Origin of the sequence: Acinetobacter lanii, from assembly GCF_011578285.1 — a bacterium.
Lineage (GTDB): Bacteria > Pseudomonadota > Gammaproteobacteria > Pseudomonadales > Moraxellaceae > Acinetobacter > Acinetobacter lanii.
Genome location: NZ_CP049916.1, coordinates 2,458,382 through 2,481,511, shown reverse-complemented (window position 1 = coordinate 2,481,511; position 23,130 = coordinate 2,458,382). Strand labels below are relative to the sequence as shown.

At 40.6% G+C, this 23,130-nt stretch carries 19 protein-coding genes, 2 tRNA genes and 1 other RNA gene; 15 read left to right on the top strand and 7 right to left on the bottom strand.

The window, feature by feature from the left end:
• Positions 1-38: 38 nt before the first annotated feature.
• A complete protein-coding gene (gene hemA, locus G8D99_RS11180; protein ID WP_166325853.1) occupies positions 39-1,322 on the top strand; it encodes a glutamyl-tRNA reductase in 1,284 nt (427 codons plus the stop codon).
• A gap of 77 nt (positions 1,323-1,399) precedes the next feature.
• On the opposite strand, the gene G8D99_RS11175 is transcribed toward hemA, so the two are convergent.
• Together G8D99_RS11175 and G8D99_RS11170 are read right to left on the bottom strand one after the other, a co-directional pair.
• A complete protein-coding gene (locus G8D99_RS11175; RefSeq protein WP_166325850.1) occupies positions 1,400-3,340 on the bottom strand; it encodes a DNA primase in 1,941 nt (646 codons plus the stop codon).
• 164 nt (positions 3,341-3,504) lie between these two features.
• Positions 3,505-4,668, bottom strand: a complete 1,164-nt coding sequence (locus G8D99_RS11170) for an outer membrane protein assembly factor BamD (RefSeq protein WP_166325847.1) — start codon at positions 4,666-4,668, stop codon at positions 3,505-3,507.
• A gap of 71 nt (positions 4,669-4,739) precedes the next feature.
• On the opposite strand from G8D99_RS11170, the gene rluD reads away from it, so the two are divergent.
• The 5 genes from rluD to G8D99_RS11145 all read left to right on the top strand — a co-directional run bounded on the left by rluD (position 4,740) and on the right by G8D99_RS11145 (position 10,716).
• A complete protein-coding gene (gene rluD, locus G8D99_RS11165) occupies positions 4,740-5,792 on the top strand; it encodes a 23S rRNA pseudouridine(1911/1915/1917) synthase RluD (protein ID WP_166325844.1) in 1,053 nt (350 codons plus the stop codon).
• 148 nt (positions 5,793-5,940) lie between these two features.
• A complete protein-coding gene (gene pgeF / locus G8D99_RS11160) occupies positions 5,941-6,681 on the top strand; it encodes a peptidoglycan editing factor PgeF (protein WP_166325841.1) in 741 nt (246 codons plus the stop codon).
• A gap of 39 nt (positions 6,682-6,720) precedes the next feature.
• Entirely contained in the window at positions 6,721-7,278 is a 558-nt protein-coding gene (locus tag G8D99_RS11155; RefSeq protein WP_166325838.1) for a flavodoxin family protein, read from the top strand.
• A 269-nt stretch (positions 7,279-7,547) separates the two neighbouring features.
• Entirely contained in the window at positions 7,548-8,837 is a 1,290-nt protein-coding gene (locus G8D99_RS11150) for a hypothetical protein (protein WP_227554314.1), read from the top strand.
• Positions 8,838-9,252: 415 nt separating this feature from the next.
• On the top strand, positions 9,253-10,716 hold the full coding sequence (locus G8D99_RS11145) for a hypothetical protein (RefSeq protein ID WP_227554311.1): 1,464 nt from the start codon (positions 9,253-9,255) through the stop codon (positions 10,714-10,716).
• 75 nt (positions 10,717-10,791) lie between these two features.
• Here the strand turns inward: G8D99_RS11145 and smpB are convergent, their stop codons facing one another.
• Positions 10,792-11,268: an SsrA-binding protein SmpB gene (gene smpB, locus G8D99_RS11140; RefSeq protein ID WP_166325835.1), complete on the bottom strand. Its 477-nt coding sequence runs from the start codon at positions 11,266-11,268 to the stop codon at positions 10,792-10,794.
• A 138-nt stretch (positions 11,269-11,406) separates the two neighbouring features.
• Here smpB and coaD point away from each other — a divergent pair, with 138 nt between their 5' ends.
• The 6 genes from coaD (at position 11,407) to G8D99_RS11110 (ending at position 13,987) form a co-directional block, all read left to right on the top strand.
• Positions 11,407-11,898 carry a pantetheine-phosphate adenylyltransferase gene (gene coaD, locus G8D99_RS11135; protein WP_166325832.1) on the top strand — a complete coding sequence of 164 codons (492 nt, stop codon included), beginning with the start codon at positions 11,407-11,409 and terminating at the stop codon, positions 11,896-11,898.
• Position 11,899: 1 nt separating this feature from the next.
• Entirely contained in the window at positions 11,900-12,163 is a 264-nt protein-coding gene (locus tag G8D99_RS11130; protein ID WP_166325829.1) for a YfhL family 4Fe-4S dicluster ferredoxin, read from the top strand.
• Positions 12,164-12,191: 28 nt separating this feature from the next.
• Positions 12,192-12,573: RNase P RNA component class A (rnpB, locus tag G8D99_RS11125), an RNA gene on the top strand.
• A 72-nt stretch (positions 12,574-12,645) separates the two neighbouring features.
• A tRNA-Met gene (locus G8D99_RS11120) sits at positions 12,646-12,722 on the top strand.
• 851 nt (positions 12,723-13,573) lie between these two features.
• A tRNA-Met gene (locus G8D99_RS11115) sits at positions 13,574-13,650 on the top strand.
• A 199-nt stretch (positions 13,651-13,849) separates the two neighbouring features.
• A complete protein-coding gene (locus tag G8D99_RS11110; protein WP_166325826.1) occupies positions 13,850-13,987 on the top strand; it encodes a hypothetical protein in 138 nt (45 codons plus the stop codon).
• A 162-nt stretch (positions 13,988-14,149) separates the two neighbouring features.
• On the opposite strand, the gene G8D99_RS11105 is transcribed toward G8D99_RS11110, so the two are convergent.
• From G8D99_RS11105 to G8D99_RS11095, 3 genes are all read right to left on the bottom strand, one after another.
• Positions 14,150-15,175, bottom strand: a complete 1,026-nt coding sequence (locus G8D99_RS11105) for a hypothetical protein (protein WP_227554309.1) — start codon at positions 15,173-15,175, stop codon at positions 14,150-14,152.
• Complete coding sequence (locus tag G8D99_RS11100; RefSeq protein ID WP_166325820.1) at positions 15,168-16,793, bottom strand: NAD+ synthase; 1,626 nt, start codon at positions 16,791-16,793, stop codon at positions 15,168-15,170. Before G8D99_RS11100 ends, G8D99_RS11105 begins: the two co-directional genes overlap by 8 nt.
• Before the next feature lie 385 nt (positions 16,794-17,178).
• Positions 17,179-17,682 carry a hypothetical protein gene (locus G8D99_RS11095; RefSeq protein WP_166325817.1) on the bottom strand — a complete coding sequence of 168 codons (504 nt, stop codon included), beginning with the start codon at positions 17,680-17,682 and terminating at the stop codon, positions 17,179-17,181.
• Positions 17,683-17,825: 143 nt separating this feature from the next.
• Here G8D99_RS11095 and G8D99_RS11090 point away from each other — a divergent pair, with 143 nt between their 5' ends.
• On the top strand, positions 17,826-19,328 hold the full coding sequence (locus G8D99_RS11090) for an AAA family ATPase (protein ID WP_166325814.1): 1,503 nt from the start codon (positions 17,826-17,828) through the stop codon (positions 19,326-19,328).
• On the top strand, positions 19,316-20,866 hold the full coding sequence (locus G8D99_RS11085) for a VWA domain-containing protein (protein ID WP_227554308.1): 1,551 nt from the start codon (positions 19,316-19,318) through the stop codon (positions 20,864-20,866). Before G8D99_RS11090 ends, G8D99_RS11085 begins: the two co-directional genes overlap by 13 nt.
• A 129-nt stretch (positions 20,867-20,995) precedes the next feature.
• Here the strand turns inward: G8D99_RS11085 and G8D99_RS11080 are convergent, their stop codons facing one another.
• Positions 20,996-21,358 carry a hypothetical protein gene (locus tag G8D99_RS11080; protein WP_166325811.1) on the bottom strand — a complete coding sequence of 121 codons (363 nt, stop codon included), beginning with the start codon at positions 21,356-21,358 and terminating at the stop codon, positions 20,996-20,998.
• Positions 21,359-22,148: 790 nt separating this feature from the next.
• Between G8D99_RS11080 and G8D99_RS11075 the strand changes: the two genes are divergently transcribed.
• Entirely contained in the window at positions 22,149-23,105 is a 957-nt protein-coding gene (locus tag G8D99_RS11075) for a metal-dependent hydrolase (protein ID WP_166325808.1), read from the top strand.
• Positions 23,106-23,130: the final 25 nt, after the last annotated feature.

The following is a 23,130-nucleotide window of genomic DNA, read 5'->3' as shown; positions in this document are numbered from 1 at the left end:
TGCACAATAGCATAAATTTAGCGAATTGATGATCTGATATGTCTTTCTTTGCATTGGGTGTCAACCATCAAACAGCCTCAGTCGAATTACGCGAGCAAGTGGCTTTTAATCCTGAAAAATTAAAAGAGGTCTTGCTTGAGCAAAGTCGTCACCCCGATCTAAACGATATGGTGGTGGTGTCGACCTGTAATCGCACTGAAGTCTATGCCATGGCTGAAAATGCCGATATGGTATTGGATTGGCTTGCACAAAAAAATGGTGTTGATGTAAATCAACTCAATAAACACGTCTATCAGTATGAAAATGCCGATGCAGTCACTCATTTAATGCGTGTGGCCAGTGGCTTAGATTCACTGATGTTGGGTGAGCCTCAAATTATGGGGCAGGTTAAAACTGCGCTAAATTTAGCCAAAGAATCTGACATCGTGTCGCAAAATCTCAATCATATTTTTGAATATGCATTTTATGCAGCCAAACGTGTGCGTTCAGAAACCGCGGTAGGTAATCATGCGGTTTCTATGGGCTATGCAGTGGCGCAATTGGCACTGCAAGTATTTACGAAAGCTGAAAAACTCACCGTTATGGTCGTCGCTGCCGGCGAAATGAACAGCCTTGTCGCAAAGCATTTGGCCGAAATGGGTGTGGCGAAAGTCCTGATTTGTAACCGTGGTCGTGAACGTGCGGAAAACTTGGCAAAAGAAATTCAACATCGCGTAGACGTTGAAATCGTACCTTTTGATCAATTGGCTGAAAACCTGCATCGTGCTGATGTGATTTCCAGTTGTACAGGCAGTTTGCATCAAGTGATTGCCTATGCAGATGTCAAAGCTGCATTGAAAAAACGTCGTTATCAACCGATGTTGTTGGTCGATTTAGCCGTACCACGCGATATTGAACCGAAAGTTAAAAACCTCGATGGCGTGTATTTATATGGTGTCGATGATTTGCAAACCGTGATTGATGACAACTTAGCGCAGCGTCGTCAGGCCGCCGTTGAAGCGGAAGTCATGGTCAATCAATTGGTCACCCAGTTGATCATGCAGCAGAAAGTCAGCCAGGCCGGGGAAACCATTCATCAGTTCCGTGAACATGGCGAACAAACCAAAGAACATGAGTTGAGCTTGGCTTTAGAGCGCATTCAAGCGGGTGAAGACAGCACGGTGGTGATGCAAGAATTTGCCCATCGTTTAACTCAAAAGTTATTGCACCCAACTTCATTGTTGTTACGAGAAGTCGCTAAATCTGATGATCCTGAAATCTTTGCAGGGATTAAGGAAAGTTTGAAAGATATTTTCCAAAAAGAACGTAAACCAAAACGATAAAACGGATAGGTGTTTTATCGTTTTATTCTAAAAATAATATTGTTTAAAAAATTAAAGGACTCAGTAGATAGTCGGTCTTATTCATTAATCAGCTTTAAGCCAATTTTTTTGGTCAGTTCATTTAACTGCTGTCTTAAGTAACGTGATTCACTGAGTGAACTTGGCTTTTTAAGTTTTTGTCTTAAGAATTTTTCTTGTAATGAGAGTGAACATTCTGAAGCAAGTTTATCTGCCATTTCAGGGGCTTGGGTCAACACCTGAATGTTTGTGCGTTGCATGATTTCCGATAACTCTAAATGATAAGCGCTACAAGCTCCTAAAACATAATAAGTTGCCAGTTCTTGATCATCTGGAAGATCATCATAAATGCTATCGAACTTGGCTAAAATTTGTGCCAAAAGCTCATCCGCAGGCATCAGTGCACGCAACACTTCAAAATGAATATACAGATAAGGGTGATGCATCAGCATCGCCACAGCAAAATCTTCGTCTTTGGTTCGAATATTAAAAGACAACGAGGCATCTAAATTGACCTGCGGTTGCCATTTTTTATTGAAGCCGAGTTTTTCTTTAAAAAACTGACGAATCAGATAACGATAAGAGCCATGTTTAGGCAATAAATCGGTCAATTGATTCAGTTCAGCCATCACCTGACTTTTGCCTTCAGGTGTGGTCACTTCATACTGTTGACTAAGCAAGGCAAAAATAAAATCAGATAACAGTGGTGCTTGTTGCCACAAACGGTTAAAGGTTTCTAAACCTTCTTTACGTACCAGAGAATCAGGATCATGCTCTTTCGGCATGATAAAAAACTTTAGCTCACGACCATCATTCAGTAACGGTAACGCAATATCTAAAGTACGACGTGCAGCTTTTTGACCAGCAGCATCCCCATCAAAGGCAATGGTAATTTGATTATTCTGTTTAAATAAGGTACTGAGGTGGTCGGCATTACTGGCTGTCCCTAAGGTTGCTACTGCACCCGGAATGCCTGCCTGTTGCAAGGCAATCACGTCCATATAGCCTTCCACCATTAACCAGTTTTGGGCTTTGAGTTTACGACCTTCATATAAGCCATACAGGAGCTGGTTTTTGTGAAACACTTCAGAGTCAGGCGAGTTGATGTATTTGGGTTTAATTTCATCATTGAGCGCACGACCACCAAAGCCAACCACACGACCTTTGGCATCTCGAATCGGGAAAATGACTCGTTCACGCAGTAAATCAAAGTCACGACCGCTATCACTGGTGCGGATTAAACCCAGCAGTTTTAAACCTTCGATATCTTGTGGAAAGGCTTTTTCTAAATGTTGCCAGTCTTCGGGGGCATAGCCCAAACGCCAGTATTTAATGGTTTCCGCACCTAGACCACGGTGCCGAAAATAATGTTGAGCCACATGACTATGGGGCAGTTGCTTCTCGTAGTACTGCGCTACATTTTCAAGTAAATCATACAAGTTACCGTCTTGTTCGATCGGCGCTTGTATGCCGGGATTAAACTCAGGGTCAAATCCAAAAGCGCTATCATCAAACTCTGGGAAGTTTTGAAATGCTTCAAAGGGATCGACATCAAATGCCGGTGCTGGATCAATGACTTGTGTATTGGTATCGGGTTTTGGTGCAGTGGATGAAGATGAATTGGCTTGTTTTTTGTTATGGGACGGGGCAACAGCCTTTGCTTTGACTGCCTCACGTTTATAGGAAAGCTTTTTAGAATCAATATTGTCTTTAGGAAGTTCAATGCCAGTTTGATTGGCAAGGTCTTTCATCACGTCGATAAAATTACGACTATCGATGTCCATGAGAAAACGAATCGCGTTACCGTTGGCTTGGCAACCAAAGCAGTGGTAATACTGTTTGTCACGGTAGACGTGAAAAGAGGGTGACTTTTCTTGATGAAAGGGACAACAACCTGAATAAGTACGACCCGACTTTTTCAATTTCACACGTTGACCGATTAGATCGACAATATCAGTGCGATCCAAAATTTGATCAATGGTGTGCTGAGGTATAGCCATATGAAAAAGTCAAAAAAATTGAGTCACTAAGGGGGCGGTGATTTTAAAGCTTTAAAACATAATATGCCAATAATATATATCAATGCGCTTTATTTGTATGATTTATCCGCTTGTTATTGGTTAGATGATTGAAACGGAACGAGTTCCGTTTCAATTTTCTAAAATTATGGCGTTTGAGTTTCGCTTGAGGATTCAGTAGTTTGCTCAGTCCCATCTTTACCAAATAATCCGAAGCTGAGACGGTTGGTTAAACTGCGTTTTGGCTGTTCAACTTGCTCATTGGCTTTTTCAGTGTTTGCTTCTAAAGCTTTAGTGCGCTGCGCATCGTATAAGCTTTCATTGGCAGGCACATGCTGTTCAGCAGAAGCTTCATCATGATTGCCTAATAAGCCGAAGCTTAAACGGTTGATCAAGCTTGGTGATTCAGATTCTGTACTCACTACATTGTCCGAATTAACATCTTGCGCTTTGGCTTCACGACCCAAAATACCCAACGTGGCTTTGTTGATCCAGTTGCCATCACGACGTGCAGCACGTAAGTTTACTTCACCATTTGATCTAACCATGTTTGGATAATTCAGCTTGAGCAAATCAACATATTGTTGAGAAGTCGCTTTATCACCCAACTTACTATAGCCATAGGCCATCGTCGCTAAAGCTTCAGGGATTTGTGGGGTTTCTGGAAAATGCTCAACCACCCACTGTGAACGCTCAACTGCGGCCAAGTAAGCTTTACGTTTAATGTTAAAACGTGCTGCATTCATTTCGCTTTCAGCCAATTCTTGACCAATAAATTTCATCCGTTGCGCTGCGTCAACTGCATATTCACTGCTTGGATAACGACGAATGAAATCGACAAAATTTTGGTAAGCGACTTTTAAATAGCTGACATCACGGTGCGACTGTTGCAATGAGGTATAACGCAGCAAACCATCGTAGTTTTGCTCCATATTCGCCACACCGCGTACATAATAAGCGTAATCTGCATTCGGATGCTGTGGATTTAAACGAATAAAACGCTCAGCAAGGGCAATGGTGCCTTCATAATCTTTTTGCTTGAATTTGGTATACAACAAATCAAGTTGCGCTTTTTGCGAATATTGACCTGTCGGGAAATAGGTATCCAAAGCTTCTAATGATTGTGCCGCGTCGCTGTATTGTCCACGTTCTAATGATTTTTGTGCTTTGTCATAATACACTTGTTCTGTTGACTGAGGTCCAGCATCAACGACTTCTTTTTTCTTTGTAAGTGTACTGCAACCAACTAATGTAGCTGATAAACCTAACGATAAAGCAAGCATTGTAACTTTATAACGTGGTAGCGACATAAAAATTCCTCTGTTTATACGGGCAATAGGCTACAATTGCACTATTAAACCACTTTTGTCCGAATGAGCAAATGACTTCAGCACAATCTTCTAATTCTAATGTCCCAGAAAATGACTTCATTTTACTTGAAGATTCTGAGGATGCAGATAATCACAATTCTGCCGCAACTGCAACACGTTTATCGTTGCAATTTCAATTGGATGAGAGCTATTTAGGTCAACGGATCGACCAAGTTGCAGCGATCGTTTGGAGCGATTTTTCACGCGAAAGACTGAAACAATGGATGAAGGATGGTCATCTGTTGGTAAATGGTAACGTGGTTAAACCCAAGTACAAATGTGAAGGCAATGAAAACCTGACTTTAGATGTTGAGCTTGAAGCACAAACCACTGCGCAACCTGAAGATATTCCTTTAAATATTGTCTATGAAGATGACGATATTATGGTGATCAATAAACCTGTCGGGATGGTTGTCCATCCGGGTGCTGGTAATCCATCAGGCACTTTGGTCAATGCACTGTTATACCATTATCCAAAATCTGCAGAGCTTGCACGTGCAGGTTTAGTCCACCGTATTGATAAAGACACCAGTGGTCTATTGGTGGTGGCGAAGAATCTCGAGGCACAATTTTCGTTAAGCAAGCAGTTGGCGAAGAAATCGGTTTACCGAATTTATGATTTGATCTGTTACGGTCGTATTATTGCCGGTGGTACCATTGATGAGCCGATCAAACGTCATCCTGTTGACCGTATTAAAATGGCGATTTTGCCGGGCGGTCGTGATGCGGTAACGCATTATAATGTCAAAGAGCGTTTCCAACATTTCACCCGTGTACAAGCACAATTGGAAACCGGGCGTACCCATCAGATTCGTGTGCATTTTAGCTATATCAACTTCCCATTGGTCGGCGATCCAGTCTATGTCAGCCGTGTTAAAGTGCCATCAGGCGCTTCGGAACTGTTGGCGAGTACGCTACGTGGTTTTAAACGTCAAGCATTGCATGCTTTTAAACTCGGTTTAGTTCACCCAAAAACAGGTGAAGACATGATGTTTGAAGCGCCGTGGCCTGAAGACTTTGTAAATTTACTTGAAGTTTTACGTACTGAAAATAAAGCGTATTAATTTCAGTTGAGGCTCTTAAAAAGATCTAGAGTCTTTGATGAGAGTTATTTTAAAGATCTAGCAAATCCACATTGGGTTTGCTAGACATATACAGTTTTCAAGATCATATAGATTTCGATGATTCATTGCTTATATAAAGGATATGTACATGCATTTGGTTGAGGGATTACCTGAAGGTGTTTTTGTCGGGCAAACTCAAATTGAGCACCCTAAAGCCTTAGCATCAGAAATATCTGAGCTTGCAGGCTTTAATTTGGCTTTGCATGTGCAAGATGATCCACGTCGCGTTCAACAGCATCGTATGAGCTTATTGAATGATTTTGCTGAATTTGGGGTTAATAAAATCACTTGGATGACCCAAACCCACAGCACTATTTGTCATACCATCAATGATGAAATGCCGTTTGATGCCTTAATTGGTGATGGCTTAGTCACACAACAAAAAGCCCATGCCCTAATGATGATGACCGCAGATTGTTTGCCTGTGGTGCTAGGCAATGCAAGTGGCACCGAAGTCGCGAATTTGCATGCAGGTTGGCGTGGACTTGCCGGTGGTATCATTGAAAATACCCTTGCTGAAATGCAAACTGCACCGACATGGGCATGGCTCGGCGCTGCCATTAGTCAGCCCTGTTTTGAAGTGGGGGCTGAAGTGAAACAGGCTTTTTGTGAGAAATATCCAAAACTTGAGTCTGCATTTGAACACAGTAAAAATGTGGGTAAATTCCAAGCCGATTTGTACGAGATTGCACGTTACATTTTAAATCAACACGGTATTGAAAAAGTCTTGGGTGGAGATCAATGCTCTTATCGCCAAGCGGAACACTACTATTCTTATCGCCGTAATCCTAAGGCAGGGAGGATGGCAACATTCGTATTTATGCGATAGTTAAGGTAAACTACTGACACATTGTCAATTTGTTTTGTTATGTCTGATTCTTCTAAGTCTCTTGCTATCGTTTATCACAGTCCTTATGGTCATACCGCTAAAGTAGCGCAGTACATTGCTCAAGGGGCATCTAAGCTCAAAATGACTGTGCATAGTATGTCGATCGAACAGATTGATTGGGAGCTGTTGGATCAAGCCGATGCGATTGTGTTTGGTAGCCCAACCTATATGGGTAGCGTCAGTGGTCCATTTAAAATGTTTATGGACTCAAGCTCTAAGCGTTGGAAAAATCGTGATTGGCAAGGCAAACTTGCTGCAGGCTTTACCAATTCGGGTGGCCTGAGTGGAGACAAACTCTCTGTACTGCAACAAATCAATTTGTTCGCGATGCAACATGGGATGTTATGGACAGGGTTACCGCTGATGACCACAGGACATGCAGACACGGATTTAAACCGCTTGTCGAGTAGCCTTGGTTTAATGACCCAATCAGATAATGCGCCGGTCGAGATCACGCCGCCGCAAGGGGATTTAGACACAGCGATTTGGTTTGGTGAATACATTGCGGGCTTGATTCAAAAAATGCATCCAAACTAAGGCTTGAGCCATTTCTTCGATTAAATAACTTATTTAATGTTGGTTAAAGCAGTAGACCATTAGTCACGTAATTTGAATAAAAACCGATCTAACCACGACTCAATTAAGGCGTGGTTTTTTTGTATCTTATTACAATATAATTGTGATGTATTGCACATTTATCTACCATTCATTGCTGTTGTATAGAATAATAACCAGCTTCTCATCAGTTCATGGACATGAACACGCGATAAAAGAGCCAAAAAAATAAGAATTGGAGTTTGAGTGTTATGTTGTTAAAAAGATCGATGCAGTGTCTAAGTTTATGTGTTCCGCTTGGATTGAGCGCTGTATTATCACATGCTTCAGATCAGCTTAAAGCGATGTCAGACACTGAGTTATCTGATGTCACGGGTCAGTCGTTGATGAGTCTAACCTTTATTTCGCCTACTGATACAGACAATAAAATGGCAGGTAAAGGCATTGGTTTTTATAAGCTTGGCATGGAAGCAGATTTAGAACTGAATGCCAATATTAAAAAGCTGCAACTCGGCTGTGGGGGGGTGAATGGTGCCAATGGTTGTGATATTGATATCGATAATCTGAGCTTGAGTGGTGCTGCGGATACCAATACTGGACGAGCAAGTTCATCAGCAAAATTAACCAATCCTTTTATTGAATTTGCCATTAAAAACCCTGAAAAAGCGTCAACCCGTGAAGTTGTGGGTATGCGTTTGAGTGCAGAGAAAGCACTCGGCTTATTAACTTTAGGTGATGAAAACAGTGCGAAAGCCAATGGTATCAATAGCCTAAGTGGCTATATGAAGATTAATCCGTCAACAGGGAAGGCATCTACGGCTGCTAGAACCATGACGTATAACGATACTGGCATGACCATTGACGGTAAAGTAAAGGCCTGTGTATTCATTGTAGTGTGTCCATCGCTTGGTTTCCAATCTAACAACTATAGCCTTAATTTAAAGTCTGCACAGGCGGACATCTTTTTGAATGGTACAACCGTAAATGGCACGCGTATGTCTACAGTTAAACTGGATGGTTATGCCAATATTCATCAGTTAGATTTCACTGGGGATTTACAAGCAGCTTTAAATATCTCATTAGGTTTACTCAAACTACAAAAAGTTGTGGATGGTAATATTACCGGGTTAAAAGCCAATATTACCGTAGATGAAAATCTAGGTTATGTACATAAACTGAATGTGAATAATCCAATGTCCTTGTCGCTACAAAATCAACAGATTTGGTGGCCTAAAGCTGATGCTGCAGCTAATCAAGGCTGGTGGTTAGCCTTTGACGATGCGATTGATATTGGTGATGTGACGCCAACTGATCAAATTCAAGTGACCAATGATGTATTGAAGCAAGTGGTGAACCCGATCAGTAATTACATTACCAATAATCCACCTACCTGTAATTTGTTAAATTGCTTGTTTGGAGATGCTTTGACTGTGGGTAATGTCAATCTACCCAATACTTCTTTGAATTTTCCACTGAAAGATCTACAACTTTCCAAACAAAGCTTTGCCCCGAACTGCTATGGCAATTTGAAATTCTGTTAATCTTGTTTTTAGACTTTGCCTTATTTTCAAAACCTCCACTCATGGAGGTTTTTTTATGACCGTTTGGTGCAATAAGCTGATCCATTTTAAAATCAGAATGTCCATTGGTCGGAAAAGCATGTGTAAAAAAAAGAGATAAATAAATATAAAAAAATTTATAAAACAAGTGCTTAATGTAATTTTTTAAGTGCGTGAAGGGTAGATCACAGTTTTAAAAAATATTGATTAACAATTAATCAAATTGAGCTTTTTATGCAGAGCTGTTAATAATAAAGATGCTTAAGGAATAAGCAATATAAAAAATAAAATAGTATGGAGAGACATGATGATCTCTAAACGGCCGATAGGTCTATGCAGTATCTTGATCCCAATGACAATGGGATTATCTAGCTATTGTCTTGCCCAAAGTTCGAATATGCAAAGTTTGACGGATAATGAGCTGTCTAATGTCAATGGTCAAGCATTGATGAGTTTGAGCTACTTGGCACCTACAGATTCCACCAATCCCATGAAAAATATCAGTGGTTCAAACAATGTGGGATTCTATAAATTAGGTTTAGAAGCCGAAATGGAATTGAATGCCAATATTGCCAATCTACAATTGGGCTGTGGCGGGATCAATGGGACAGGGGGCTGTGATATTGACATTAAAAACTTATCACTTTCGGGTCTACCTGATTCCTATGACACCAATGGCAACCCGATCTATAACAACGGACGTCCGTCAAAAAGTGCGGTGTTAAGTAATCCCTTTATCGAATTTGCCATCGTTAACCCAAATTCTGCATCTACACGTGAAGTGAAGGGCTTTAGGCTGAGTGCAGAAAGTATCAATGCCTTGTTGTCTACAGGGTTAAACAACACTTCTAACCCGAGTAGCACAGATGGTATTCAAAACTTAAGTGGTTTTATGCGCGTTGCGGGTACGACAGGTACGGCCAAAACTGCACAAACCACCTTCGGTCTCACTCAAAATCAACAATTGGGTGGTGTAGCACGACTATGTGCAGGTGTTTTGGGGACCTGTTTACTTGCAGACACCGATATTAACTTTGTCAGTAAGCCATCTTCATCTGCATCTACAGGGATTACGGTGCCTTCTGTTTCAACTAACTTTAATATCAATCCATTTACCATTAATGGTGTGCGTCAAACCAAAGCGACTGTGAATGATATTCGTACCGTGATCAATAAAATTCCAATTGCGGCGGATTCAGCCGGGGAGTATCCATCAAGTTTATTTACCAACGATGTGCTTGAAGTGGATTTAAACTGTAATAAAGTCAGTGGTCGTGGTTGTGGATTGATCACGCTGCTCAAAGATACCGCTAAATTTAAAATGGGACAGGATTCTGCAATTACCAATCTAAATATGAAGATTGATTTTGAGCAGTCGTTGAGCATGTTTCATAACATTCCACTAACGGGTACAGGGGGCTATCTATCTGTACAAGATATTGCTCTGCTTTGGCCGGGTGCTTTTGTGGATGCAAGCGATGCGACTAAATCCAGTTTAGCCAATATTTCTAAAAATACCGATGTTGCACAGCCAGGTTGGTGGATGTCATTTGCGAAACCGGTTGAATTGGGGCATTTGAATGTCACCAATCCCATTGTATTAGATGACAATATTTTAGGACAGGTGGCTCAACGTGTGACCCAAACTTTAACGCCAAATTATGTGAATAAACCACAGGCACAAGCAACCAGTATCGCAGCGATTGTGAGTCTATTAGCAGACAATCCTTTAACCTCTAAAATTGTGGCAGATTTGAATACTGCATCTGCTTCAAATCCGGTGTATTTTAAATTGACCAATCAAAAGCTGGGCAACCAAGAAGTGGTGTCTAACTGTTATGGTTCTTTAAAGTTCTGCTAATTTAAAAATCATTAATAAAAAAACCGCCGAATTGCTATTACAATCGGCGATTTTTTTGCGACATCTGACTAAGACTTATTTATGAAAAATACGCGCCTTGTCGCGTTGCCAATCACGGTCTTTTTCAGTGGCACGTTTGTCATGAAGTTGCTTACCTTTTACCAAAGCAATTTCAATTTTGACCAAGCGACCTTTCCAGTAACACGCAAGCGGTACACAAGTGTAGCCTTTTTGGTTAATCGCACCCTGTAACTTTTCTAACTCACGACGAGACAACAGTAATTTACGAGTACGGGTGGATTCAGGCACCACATGACTTGATGCAGTCAATAATGGCTGAACTTGCGCGCCAAATAAAAAGGCTTCATTATTTTTAAAAATAATATAACTTTCTGTAATGGTCATTCGACCTGCACGTAGGGATTTGACTTCCCACCCTTGCAAAGACAAACCCGCTTCGAATTTTTCTTCAATAAAATAATCGTGACGAGCGCGTTTGTTTTGCGCAATGGTGCCACCATTATTTTTTTTCACGACAATATTTTTCGACATAATACGAATATTCCAAGATTCCTCATATTTTGCCCTAAACTTGGCGTGAGGTGAAGCGATTTCAAATGCAACTACATTTCGTTATGAAACAAGTTTTTGTTAAACTAGCTCCACATAATAAACTTAGAGTGCATATGGATGTCTAAAACTCGTGTCATCTATCCTGGAACTTTTGATCCAATCACCAATGGTCATATTGATTTAGTCTCTCGCGCATCAAAAATGTTTGATGAAGTGGTGGTGGCGATTGCAATTGGGCATCATAAAAATCCTGTTTTTAGCTTAGATGAGCGTGTTGCGCTTGCGAAAGCGTCACTCAGCCATTTAAACAATGTTGAATTTGTTGGTTTTGATGGACTGCTGGTGAATTTCTTTAACGAGCAAAAGGCAACTGCTGTACTGCGGGGTTTACGTGCGGTCTCTGATTTTGAATATGAATTTCAATTGGCCAATATGAACCGTCAATTGGATTCAAATTTCGAAGCGGTATTTTTAACGCCGTCAGAACAATATTCTTTTATTTCATCTACCTTAGTACGTGAAATAGCCCGTTTAAATGGTGATGTAACCAAGTTTGTACCGAAAGCTGTGGTTGAAGCCTTTGATCGGAAACATCAACAAGGTTGGTAAAGTGTCTTTAGTTATAACCGATGAATGCATCAACTGTGATGTTTGTGAACCTGTCTGTCCAAATGACGCCATTTTCATGGGTGAAGTGATTTATGAAATTCACCCAGATTTGTGTACCGAGTGCGTCGGACATCATGATCAACCGCAATGTGCACTGTTCTGTCCAGTCGACTGTATTCCCAAAGATCCAAATCATGTGGAAACCGAAGACGATTTGATGGAAAAGTATAAAAAGTTAATTGCTCAAAAAAGCGCAAGCAATTAACTCTAAAGTTTGTTACTATGCGCACCTTGGAGTGAGCTAGACGATCGCTGCTGTGGAGGTCTTCGTGACTAAAGCAGGGGAGGAAAGTCCGGGCTTCATAGGGCAAGGTGCCAGGTAACGCCTGGGAGGCGAAAGCCTACGGAAAGTGCAGCAGAGAGTAGACCGCCATTTTGCAACTGACTTTCGGGTCAGCCTAGAGAGTGGTAAGGGTGAAAGGGTGCGGTAAGAGCGCACCGCATGACTGGTAACAGTTCATGGCATGGTAAACCCCACCGGAAGCAAGACCAAATAGGAATCCATTAGGCATGGCCCATGCTGGATTCGGGTAGGTCGCTTGAGCGTATGAGTGATTGTACGCCTAGAGGAATGATCGTTCACGACAGAACCCGGCTTATCGGCTCACTTCATCAAAATTTGATCAAACAGTGCGTAAATCACTTGACGAATATCATAATCAAGTAGATAATGCGCCCACAGTTTACGGCTATGTAGCTCAGTTGGTTAGAGCACCGCACTCATAATGCGGGGGTCACAAGTTCAAGTCTCGTCATAGCCACCATTTTTATAGACCTCACTCACTAGTGAGGTCTTTTTTTATCTGTAGAATAATTAAAAATAAAACAGTGAATCCAATCTAATACATGTGCCAATCGAATTGGTCATAAATTCTTCTCTGATTCACTGCGAGATTTGTCAAACGCAGAGTGATAACTCGTTCCTTGAGTTATAGATGATCAGTACTGATATGTATTTAAGAGAAGCTTTTAATCTATTCTCATCTTTTTAAGATAAATTTTACTGCCAATTGATGAAGTAAAACGATCTTGTTATTTATTTACACCGAATCTGCTGAGTAGAATTTTGATCTTGGGATAAATGCCTTGCATAAACGTTTAAGGTCTCAGAATTTTCCTGTCCACTGAAGATTTGAGATTGAAGTTGTTTAATCTTGTATTTATTCAATTGTCGTTTTGCACAATATAGGTTAATGCTATTGAGCTGAGCAATTACGAATCTTCGTACGTCTTAGATCTTTTCAATATTTACTAATTTTTGTTCAGAACGGTTGAGTTGAGCTAAGCTTCTTTTTTTATTGCATACACATCTATGTTTGATGATTAATCCATTGAACAACATCCATGCGCACAGCTTTCTAATTGACAAAGAGGCGACTGATTCATTTGACAGCCATTAAAAGTTAAAAACATATCGCTGAGGCTCAATATTTTGCGAAGATTAACCTAAGGTCGTGCTATTTTTTAAGTATCGATAATAAAAAATAACATTAAAAACCTTGAAAAATGTATTAAAAATACACATTTGTGACGAATTTGCTTAAAGCGTGAGCATAAGAGGTTTGCAATGCTTGACGACCCTTCAAGAAATTTAGATAATGCCTCCACAGTTTACGGCTATGTAGCTCAGTTGGTTAGAGCACCGCACTCATAATGCGGGGGTCACAAGTTCAAGTCTCGTCATAGCCACCATTTTTATAGACCATGCTCACCGCATGGTCTCTTTTTTTTTGTGCCTGAAAAAGATGGATCAATCCATTAATTTTAAATGAAGTATCAGTTCTCGCTTGCTGCGCTAAAAATTACAAAGCCATAATAAAATTTTGCACCGCTTTTTTCTTAATTTCTTTATGCTGAATACTTGATTGAATTTTATGCTACAGAGGAAGTTATGCAAAAAACAAATATAATGCTGATTTTGGCTTTAAGTTTAGGACTTGGTTTGAGTGCATGTCAGAAACGCGACACAGATACGCATCAGCAAGATAAAACTACATCTCCAACCTCAATGGATGAAGATAAAAAATAGGCTTGGCATTGATGCTTTCAATATAGCGCTTAAGCAATGCTTGAGGTGTAGATCGATCTTCTTGCCGAATCTGATATTCATATAAAAAAAGCCCAGTTGATCTGGGCTTTTTTATAAATGAGTGGGTTAAATACTGTGTTCGTTAGACGCTGAGTTTTTTACTTATTTTCTGTTTTGCAGAAATGATTCAATCAATTGTTCAGTGTTTAGAGCTGAATAAAAAGGTTGAATTAACGTTGTAAGGATGCCGTCTAAAAGCTCACGTTGATCCAATGCTTTAAGAACATGTGGCACGAAACGGTCTGTTTCTTCGTATAAGTCATTTTCTTCAATACCCACAGCAAGCAGTAGGCTTTGTAAGCTGTATGCCCCGAAATAATCATAGAACGCTTCGACGACACTTTGAATGAGGCTTTGCATAAAAGGAATTTGTCTGAGCGTTCGCCACGTTTCATAGACCAACACAAAGAAATCTTCCAGATCGAGCGCTTGGATTTGTGATGAGACTTCAGCCAAAGTTTTGTTTTTAATGTCAGACCACAGCTCTAAGCTGATTTCAGTCAGTTCTGCATTGGATAGGGTAATGATCTGCCCAAGTTGTTTGAGCAGCGCTTGTGCAAGCTGTTGTTCAAGTTTGAGCTCGATGTTTTGTTGTTGGTCTTGAACAAAGCTGACTAATTTTGCCCCGATGCCATGCTGCTTTAAGCTCAATTTACGCAAATGATCAAGCCAAGGCGTATTGCTTTCTAAAATTTGATTGGCAAGTTGTAGGCTGACCAGTTGGGCTTTGGGATTGTGCTGTAAATTGTCTTTTAAATAGTGGCGAACTTGTTCGAGTTCAAAAATTTTATAGATCCAGTCTTCAAAGACTTGGTCTGAGCATAGGTCGTGAATGCTGACTGTGCTATTGACAGCGTATTGATGCACCTTTTGTGCTACGACCCCTATAAATTCGAGTAACTCAGGCCCGAGATTTAAATCAAAGGCGTATTTTTGTACCACTTGCTGAAGTTGTTCTAGCAAGATCACGTCTTTGAGTTGGATTTGATCGGCTTGGCTATACAGATGCTGAATAAAATTTTTAAGATATTGATTATGATGCGTATTGAGTAATTGTTGTTTAATAAAAGCAACTTGCTCAAGCATCAGCGCTTGAGCAAGTTGTTGAGCGGGTGTCGGATTAGACACCTGGCTTCCATCCATTCACGATTGGATAACGGCGTTCACGACTAAAGGCACGAGAACTAATCCGTGGACCAATACAGCCTTGGCGACGTTTGTACTCGTTGCGATCAACCAATTTAATCACTTTCTCGACCACAGCTTGGTCAAAGCCTTTGGTAATGATGTCATCTTGGCTGAGATCTTCTTCGATGTATGCATACAAAATCGCATCCAATACATCATAAGCAGGTAGTGAGTCTTGGTCTTTTTGATCAGGACGCAGTTCAGCAGACGGTGGACGAGTAATCACACGTTCAGGAATCACAGGAATTTCTTCCAATGAGTTACGGTATTTCGCCAATTCAAACACAATGGTTTTGTACACGTCTTTAAGAACCGCAAAGCCACCGACCATATCGCCGTACAGCGTGCAATAACCCACTGAAAGTTCAGACTTGTTACCCGTAGACAGGACGAGGTTACCAAATTTGTTTGAAAGACCCATGAGCAAGGTGCCGCGTGAACGCGCTTGAAGATTTTCTTCAGTTGCATCGGCAGGTGAGTTACCAAAGAATGGTGCAAGGGTTTGCATGAAGCTGTTTACGATCGGGTGAATTTCAGCAATACCGAAAGTAATCCCCATGCGTTTTGCTTGTTCAGTGGCATCTTCTACACTGATTTGAGAGGTGTAGGTATAAGGCATCATCACGGCTTGAACTTTGTCTGCACCAATGGCATCTACCGCAATCGCCAAAGTAAGCGCTGAGTCAATTCCGCCTGAAAGACCAAGAATCACGCCTGGGAAACCTGAACGTTGAACGTAATCGCGAGTTGCCATCACCAAAGCTTGGTAGATTTCAGCCATGGTGTCTAAAGCAGATGCGCTTTCAACTTTTTTATAGGCTTTGTTTTGAATGTCGTATTCAACGGTATACACGTCTTCTTTAAAGCTGGGTGCTTCAAGTGCCAACTCGCCAGAGTTGTTAATCACGAAACTTGTACCATCAAAGATCAAATCATCCTGACCACCCACTTGGTTGGCATAGACGATGCTGATGTTGAGTTGCTTCGCTAACTCTTTCAGAGTCACAATACGGTGCTGAGGTTTGCCCACTTCATACGGAGATGCATTCAAGACCAAAATGCTTTCGACATTGAGTTGTGCCAGTTGTTGCACACTTTCAAGTGTCCAGACATCTTCACAAATGAGTACACCAAACTTATGACCGAGGTATTCAAAAACAAGGTGTTGATGACCTTCAGTGAAGTAGCGTTTCTCATCGAACACGCTGTAATTTGGCAAGTTTTGTTTGTTATAAATCCCCAATACTTGGCCGTCTTTCATCACGGCTGCAGAGTTGTAGCGGTGCCCATCTTCAGCTTGATTGACAAAACCGAATACTAAAACGATGTCTTTAACCGCTGCCAATTGTTCGAAGGCAGCAGCCGTACGTTTGCTTAGACTTGGACGGAGTAATAAATCTTCAGCAGGATAGCCTAGTGTAGATAATTCAGGAAATACGATGATATCCGCATTCTGTTGTTTGGCTGCATTCGCCTGTTCAATCATTTTTTGAACATTGGCTTCGATGTTGCCGATATGTGGAGAGAATTGAGCAAGAGAAATCTTAAAGCTATTCATTTAAATCAAGTCCTATTCCTATAGGTTAAATATACACAACTTGCTGATTCGTATAAATATAATTATCTAGCTATGTGTATTTGATACAACATTACTGCCAAGGGCGAAAAATTAAAATGCTTGAATCATGGGTCAACTAAATCTTATTTCTTGCACGGCAAAAATTATGACTTGCATGTATTCTATCTAAAAATAAATCATATACTAGCGTTTCGTGATGAATAATCTACATTAAATCTACATAAGTCGAAGAAAAGCCAATACGCACAGATATTGTTGTGAATGATGCACATCGATCAGGGCAAATCTGCACATTGAGCTGTTTTGAACTGTTTAAACCTGATGCTCAGGATGGCGGTTGAGCCACTGTTGATCATTCGATGATTTATTTTTTCAGAATGTGCGCATTTAAAATAATATTGGGTATTTTGCCCAAGAAAATATCCTTGGCGATATCACCTTGCTGTTCAATGTTGTAATCGAAAAATTTTTTATCGGCTTTTAAAGTATAGGCATAAGGATCATATTTTTTAAAGCTTAAGAAATACGCTGCTTGTAAGTATGCGCCTTTGCCCAAGACATTGATGTTTTTCTGGTGCTGATAGACATGTGCCATTTCATGAATAAACACCGCTTGATAACCTAAACTTCTACGGCTGTAATCTTCACAGTAGTGATGTGCACGGGCGTGAATATCGCCACAAGGTGCCATAAATACATGCACCGATTGCCAAGGGAGGAAAGGGTGATTCATGATCCGGACTTGCTCATAATCAATTAAATCGGCATAGACACGGCGACACAGTGCAATTTCACCTGAGGTGAGTCTGCGATATCGAAATCGATTGATTCTCAAAATGCGACTGAGCAGATGCCAAAAATAGAACATGAAGAGCAAGCATGCATAGATAGATCGCTTGATTTTAACTGAAATGATCCGCTTTGCGTGAGCGAAAACCTCATACACATTTCCCTATTGCAGGCGTTGAAAGTTACAATGGGTTTTTCTTCTATTGATTAAGATGATAAGCAATGAAATCACGGATTCAGACTTTAATTTCAGCCATCAGTGAAAACATGTATGAACGTGAACATATTATTGCTTTAAGTCTGTTGGCGGGTGTAGCAGGTGCAAATACTTTTTTATATGGTGCGCCGGGGACTGCAAAAAGTTTAATTTCAAGACGGATTGCAACCGCATTTGAGGTCAATGCCTATTTTGAATATTTAATGAATCGCTTCAGTACCCCTGAAGAGATCTTCGGGCCAGTGTCGATTAAGGCCTTAAAACAAGATCAATATATCCGTAAAACGGAGCATTATTTACCACGCGCAGATTTCGCCTTTCTAGATGAAATTTGGAAAGCCAGTCCTGCTATTTTAAATACCTTGCTGACGTTGGTGAATGAAAAAACCTTTAAGAATGGCGAAGCGGTGCAGCAGGTACCTTTAAAGGTGTTGATCAGTGCATCGAATGAAATTCCTGAACCGAATCAGGGTTTAGATGCTTTGTATGATCGATTTATTTTGCGCTTGCAGGTGCAACCGATTGCACAAGCTTCAAATTTTCATGCACTACTGCAAGCCAAACCGAGTGCAGTTAACATCAAAGTTGAACGTGATTTAAAAATTTCTGCTCAAGAGTTGCTTCAGTGGCGTGAACAGATGTATCAGGTACAACTCAGTGACACGGTGCTTAAAGTGTTTGATGAAATCAAACAGCGCTTGCAATTTAGCTATGATGATCATCAAGTCTATGTGTCTGACCGTCGTTGGCAGCGTGTGGCTTACTTGGTCAAAGCTGCAGCCTTTTTAAATGATCGAGATGAAGTGTTACTGACAGATCTGTATCTGCTGAAACATTGCTTATGGAATCAAGTCGAAGATCAAGACTTTGTTCATCAAGTGGTGAATCAGTCTATAGAGCAGATCGGTTTGGATTCAGATTTGAATTTAACGGGTTTGATTGAGCAAAAAGAAAAACTGGAACAGGACATTTTAAACAGTGTGTACTATACCGATGATGTCTATGAAAGCTACTTAATCAATGACATCGAATACTTACGTGCGGTGACCAATCTCGATCATCATTATCAAGACAAGGTTTTATATCTAGAACTCAATAAAATGGGCACCAAAAAGGATTTCTTTGCTGTGGATGCTTCAGGGCAGGAGGTTCGAGGGATTGTGTGTAATTTTAATGGGTCACGGTTGTGTACATTAAAAGGGGGGTATTACGGTCTTGAAGAAGTGGTTACGCCGTATATCAAATACACCAAAGGTACTTTAAGAACCACGATTACCGCTCAACGCAAATATGATTTACTGCAACAGGTGCTCAGTCTAAAAACAGCGCTTGCGGATGCGTCGAATACTTTACAGATGCGTATCGCTGAATATGAGCCACAAGTGGATTCGGTGTTTGTACATGGGCATGAGATTGAGCAATTTAAACAACAGTTGAATGCCAAACAACAGACTTATGCGTTACACATTCAAGATACGCTGCGCTTGGAACAGTTATGTCGAGATTAAATCCTCAACCGACGGATGATTCGGAGATTGAAACACACTCGAATGTGACCTCAAATGCTCAAGTGATGCCACCGCATGTTCAACATGCGAAGCCATATAGACCAAGCACCCATCAACTGCACCATATGACGGATCAGCTGTATCGAGAATTGTCGCAATCCACGTTAAAGCATTGGTTAGATGATCATAAAGTCGCAAAAAAGATTGAGCATAAGATTCAAGCGTGGGCGTATGAGGCAAAATCCAATTTAGATCAACAGCATCCTTTTTTAGAGGCGCAGTATCAGTTGGAGCATTGGTTAAACTTGAATCAGTTCTCTAGCGCACAATTTCAACAGATGCTTGAGCAGTATCAAGTGTTTAATGCGCAATTGGGTCATCCCGATTTAACTGAAACCCTTCGTTTACACGCGCATCAAAATTTAGGCTCTCAAAATCAAGTATTCAATACCCAAACCCAGCAGCTTAATGTGCAACTATTAAAAGAAAAATGGCAAAGAAAGCTTACTCAAGCCATTGCCGATTGGGAATTTGAACAACTGGCTTTGCAACGTGATGCCTTTTTAGATGAAATGAAAGACTTTCTAGCCACTTTGCAGAAAATGTCGAAGCATCGTGAGAGCCTAGGTCTAGACACCGGTATTTTCATTGATTATTCGGCAGGCAAATTGCAACTGCAAGACGTACAGCAGTTCGAAGAATGGTGTGCCTATTTAGAAAACGATCCAGCCCTATTAAAACTCTGCAAAATGATTGGTACTGCGCAACCGAGTCAGAAGCGCCGTAAAGCCTTGAGTGTTCGTGAGCAACACGACGTTTTAGAAATACTTGATACTGAGCAAGTGCATGAAGAAATCATGGGGCTGAAATTGGCCAGAGAGCTGAGTATGGCTTTGCCCAGTGAATTGGCTTTATTGGCTGATCCTGATCTAGATGTATTGTTCGATTTAAAATATCTTGAATCGAATCTGATGAGTTTTAACATGCAAGGGCAAGATCAAGGCCGTGTGATTCAAGACCCACACTATCGAAAACAGCCTTTGGGTCAAAAAGGCCCGATGGTGGTGTGTTTAGATACCAGTGGCTCGATGCATGGTCATCCTGAACTGATTGCAAAAGCCATTGTGCTATATCTTGCAACCCAAGCGATGCAAACAAAACGAGCCATGTATCTGATTAACTTCTCCACCAATCTCACAGCCATGAACTTACAACACCATCAAGCATTGGATGAACTGATCCATTTCCTGAGTCAGTCCTTCCATGGCGGTACCGATATTGTCCCTGCGATTGAACATGCGGTATCGATGTTGCAACAACCGCAATTTCAAAATGCAGATGTGGTGGTAATTTCAGATTTCATCATGGGGCAATTAGAAGATGAATTGATGGCGAAAATTCAACAGTATAAACAGCAGGGCAATGGTTTCTATGCGGTTGCCATTGGCAATCTAAGGTTGGATCATCTGGATGAGGCTTTATTTGATCATCAATGGATTTATCAGAGTAAAACTGGCGAAGTGGTGCAAGTTCAATAACTGGATGGATCAATAAATGCTCCTTTGCGCTGAAATATTATTTTCTCCTGATAAATGAGCATAAAAAATGAGAACCAGTGTTCTCATTTTTTGATCAATATTAAAGCCTTAGAGTGTGCTATAAAACGCTTAAATATGCCCAATGGCGCGGAAACGGAATGGACAATGCACCACTTCTTCCATTTCTTCAACCTCAATAATTTTTCCCGGTACCCACTGGGTAAAACAACGTTGACGTTGCTTTTCACTAAAACGGTTGGAAATAAAACATTTCATTTCGTGGCGCTGTTCAGCTTCATCAAGATAGGTGATTTTGTACACCACATCATGCGGCCAAGCTACAATACTCCAAAGTACCAGTAACAGGGCGCTAATAGAGAGAAATACGGAAGGAAGACCTTCAGAATAATAACTGAATACTGAGAAGACCACAGCGCATAAAAGCAGGACAATGCAAATCGCAGTATTTTGTTCAATGATTTTGATTTTCATACCAATGACTCGTAATTAATCAGTGGAGTGGCTCGATAAACGACTCGAATAAAATAAGTGTCTTCTATGACATGAATAATCCATCATGCAGATGTGCTTGATTGGGATGAATTGAAAGGATTAACAAGAGGGAGAAAGTATTAATCTAAAAAAAGTTCAGTTCATCGAAATGAGAGAGTTACACATAGGGTTCAAGGAGTAAAATCGACTCCAAGCGCAATCATAAATGGATCACCTTGAAAACTACTGTATACCTGCATTTCATAGGGCGCTAGTGATCTACGCTTGAACCGGGCTGTATGATGTTTTATTCAACAAAATCAGATGCTTTAATGCTCATTATGTTTCTGAATGTGTCAATCGTTGAAAGAATAAGCACGATTAAATAAGCATTTATAGATATCTTTTATACTTCAAAAAAATTCTAAAGCATAAAAAATCCTTCATGAATCAATTCGCTAATTTAATTGGATGGAGATACTCGACGTATAGAAAATAATCTCAGATCAAAGCGTGAGCAAACTTAATCAGTTTAAATATTCGCACTATAAAATTTACTCTAAAGAGAGGCTAAAAATACACTGTGACCCCAATTGATATAAATGCTGTTTTTTGAGAAAAATAGCACAGTATTTTGTTAGACAATCTAAACAAAAGGCATTATTTGCAAATCGAACGAGCACTCATGCAAATGGTTAGATGCCTCAGATCCCTTACTTTTGAAGCATCTATTCAAGCAATGCCTATGGGTGATTGCTGATGTATTCAATATAAAAAGTTGAGAATGACCATGTCTGTATTTCAGCCGATCAAAAAATCAATTGCTAAAGTCTTTAACGGTGTCGTATTCGATCCTCAAAATCAATCTCCGATGATTCCGATTCGTCATATGAAGTTTAACTTTGACCATACCCAAATTGATCCAAAGTTTTACCTCAATGCCGAGTTGGCGAGTGCCTATTTTGCATCGCTGTCGATCTTCTTGACCTATGGTGAAGATTTGGTGATTGATACCGCACGTTATCATCGTGATTTCATCCAAGATCCATTGCTTAAACAGCGTGTCACCGCATTGATTGGGCAGGAAGCCTTGCACTCCAAGTTGCATGAAGAGCTGAATGATGAATTTTTAAAAGCCGATTTGCCAGTGAAGCTGTTTCGTTTCTTGGCACATCACGTGTTTGAATATGGTTTTAACCGTTTCCCGCAACCGATGAAACTCTCTCTCATGGCAGGAATTGAACATTTCACAGCGGTATTGGCAGAATACATGATGAACCATGAAGAGATTTTCTTTCAATCTCAGGACGAAAAGCAACGCGCAATTTGGATGTGGCATATGTTGGAAGAGTCCGAGCATAAAGACATTGCCTATGATGTGTTCCAAAATTTATCGCATAACTATGCCTTGCGTATTGCCGGTTTCTTTCCTGCATTGATCACGATTTTGGTGTTAATTTCAGCAGCATCGCTGATCGTACCGTTCTATCGTAAACCCTCTAACCTGATTAGCCTGTCTTATTATAAAGATATGGTGCGCAGTGCCGGCCTGATCTTTGGTTTAAAAGATGGCGTATATGGCAGTACTTTAAAACATATCTTTGATTATTTGCGTCCTGACTTTCATCCCAATGACCATGACACCTCAGCATTTTTGGCCTATTACAAAGAAAAACTGCTGAATCCTGTCGATGGTGTGTTGACGCCGTACTTTATTAAAGAGTTTACACCGGCTTTAAAAGTTTAAGCGGCGTATTTGTATTAAGCGTATT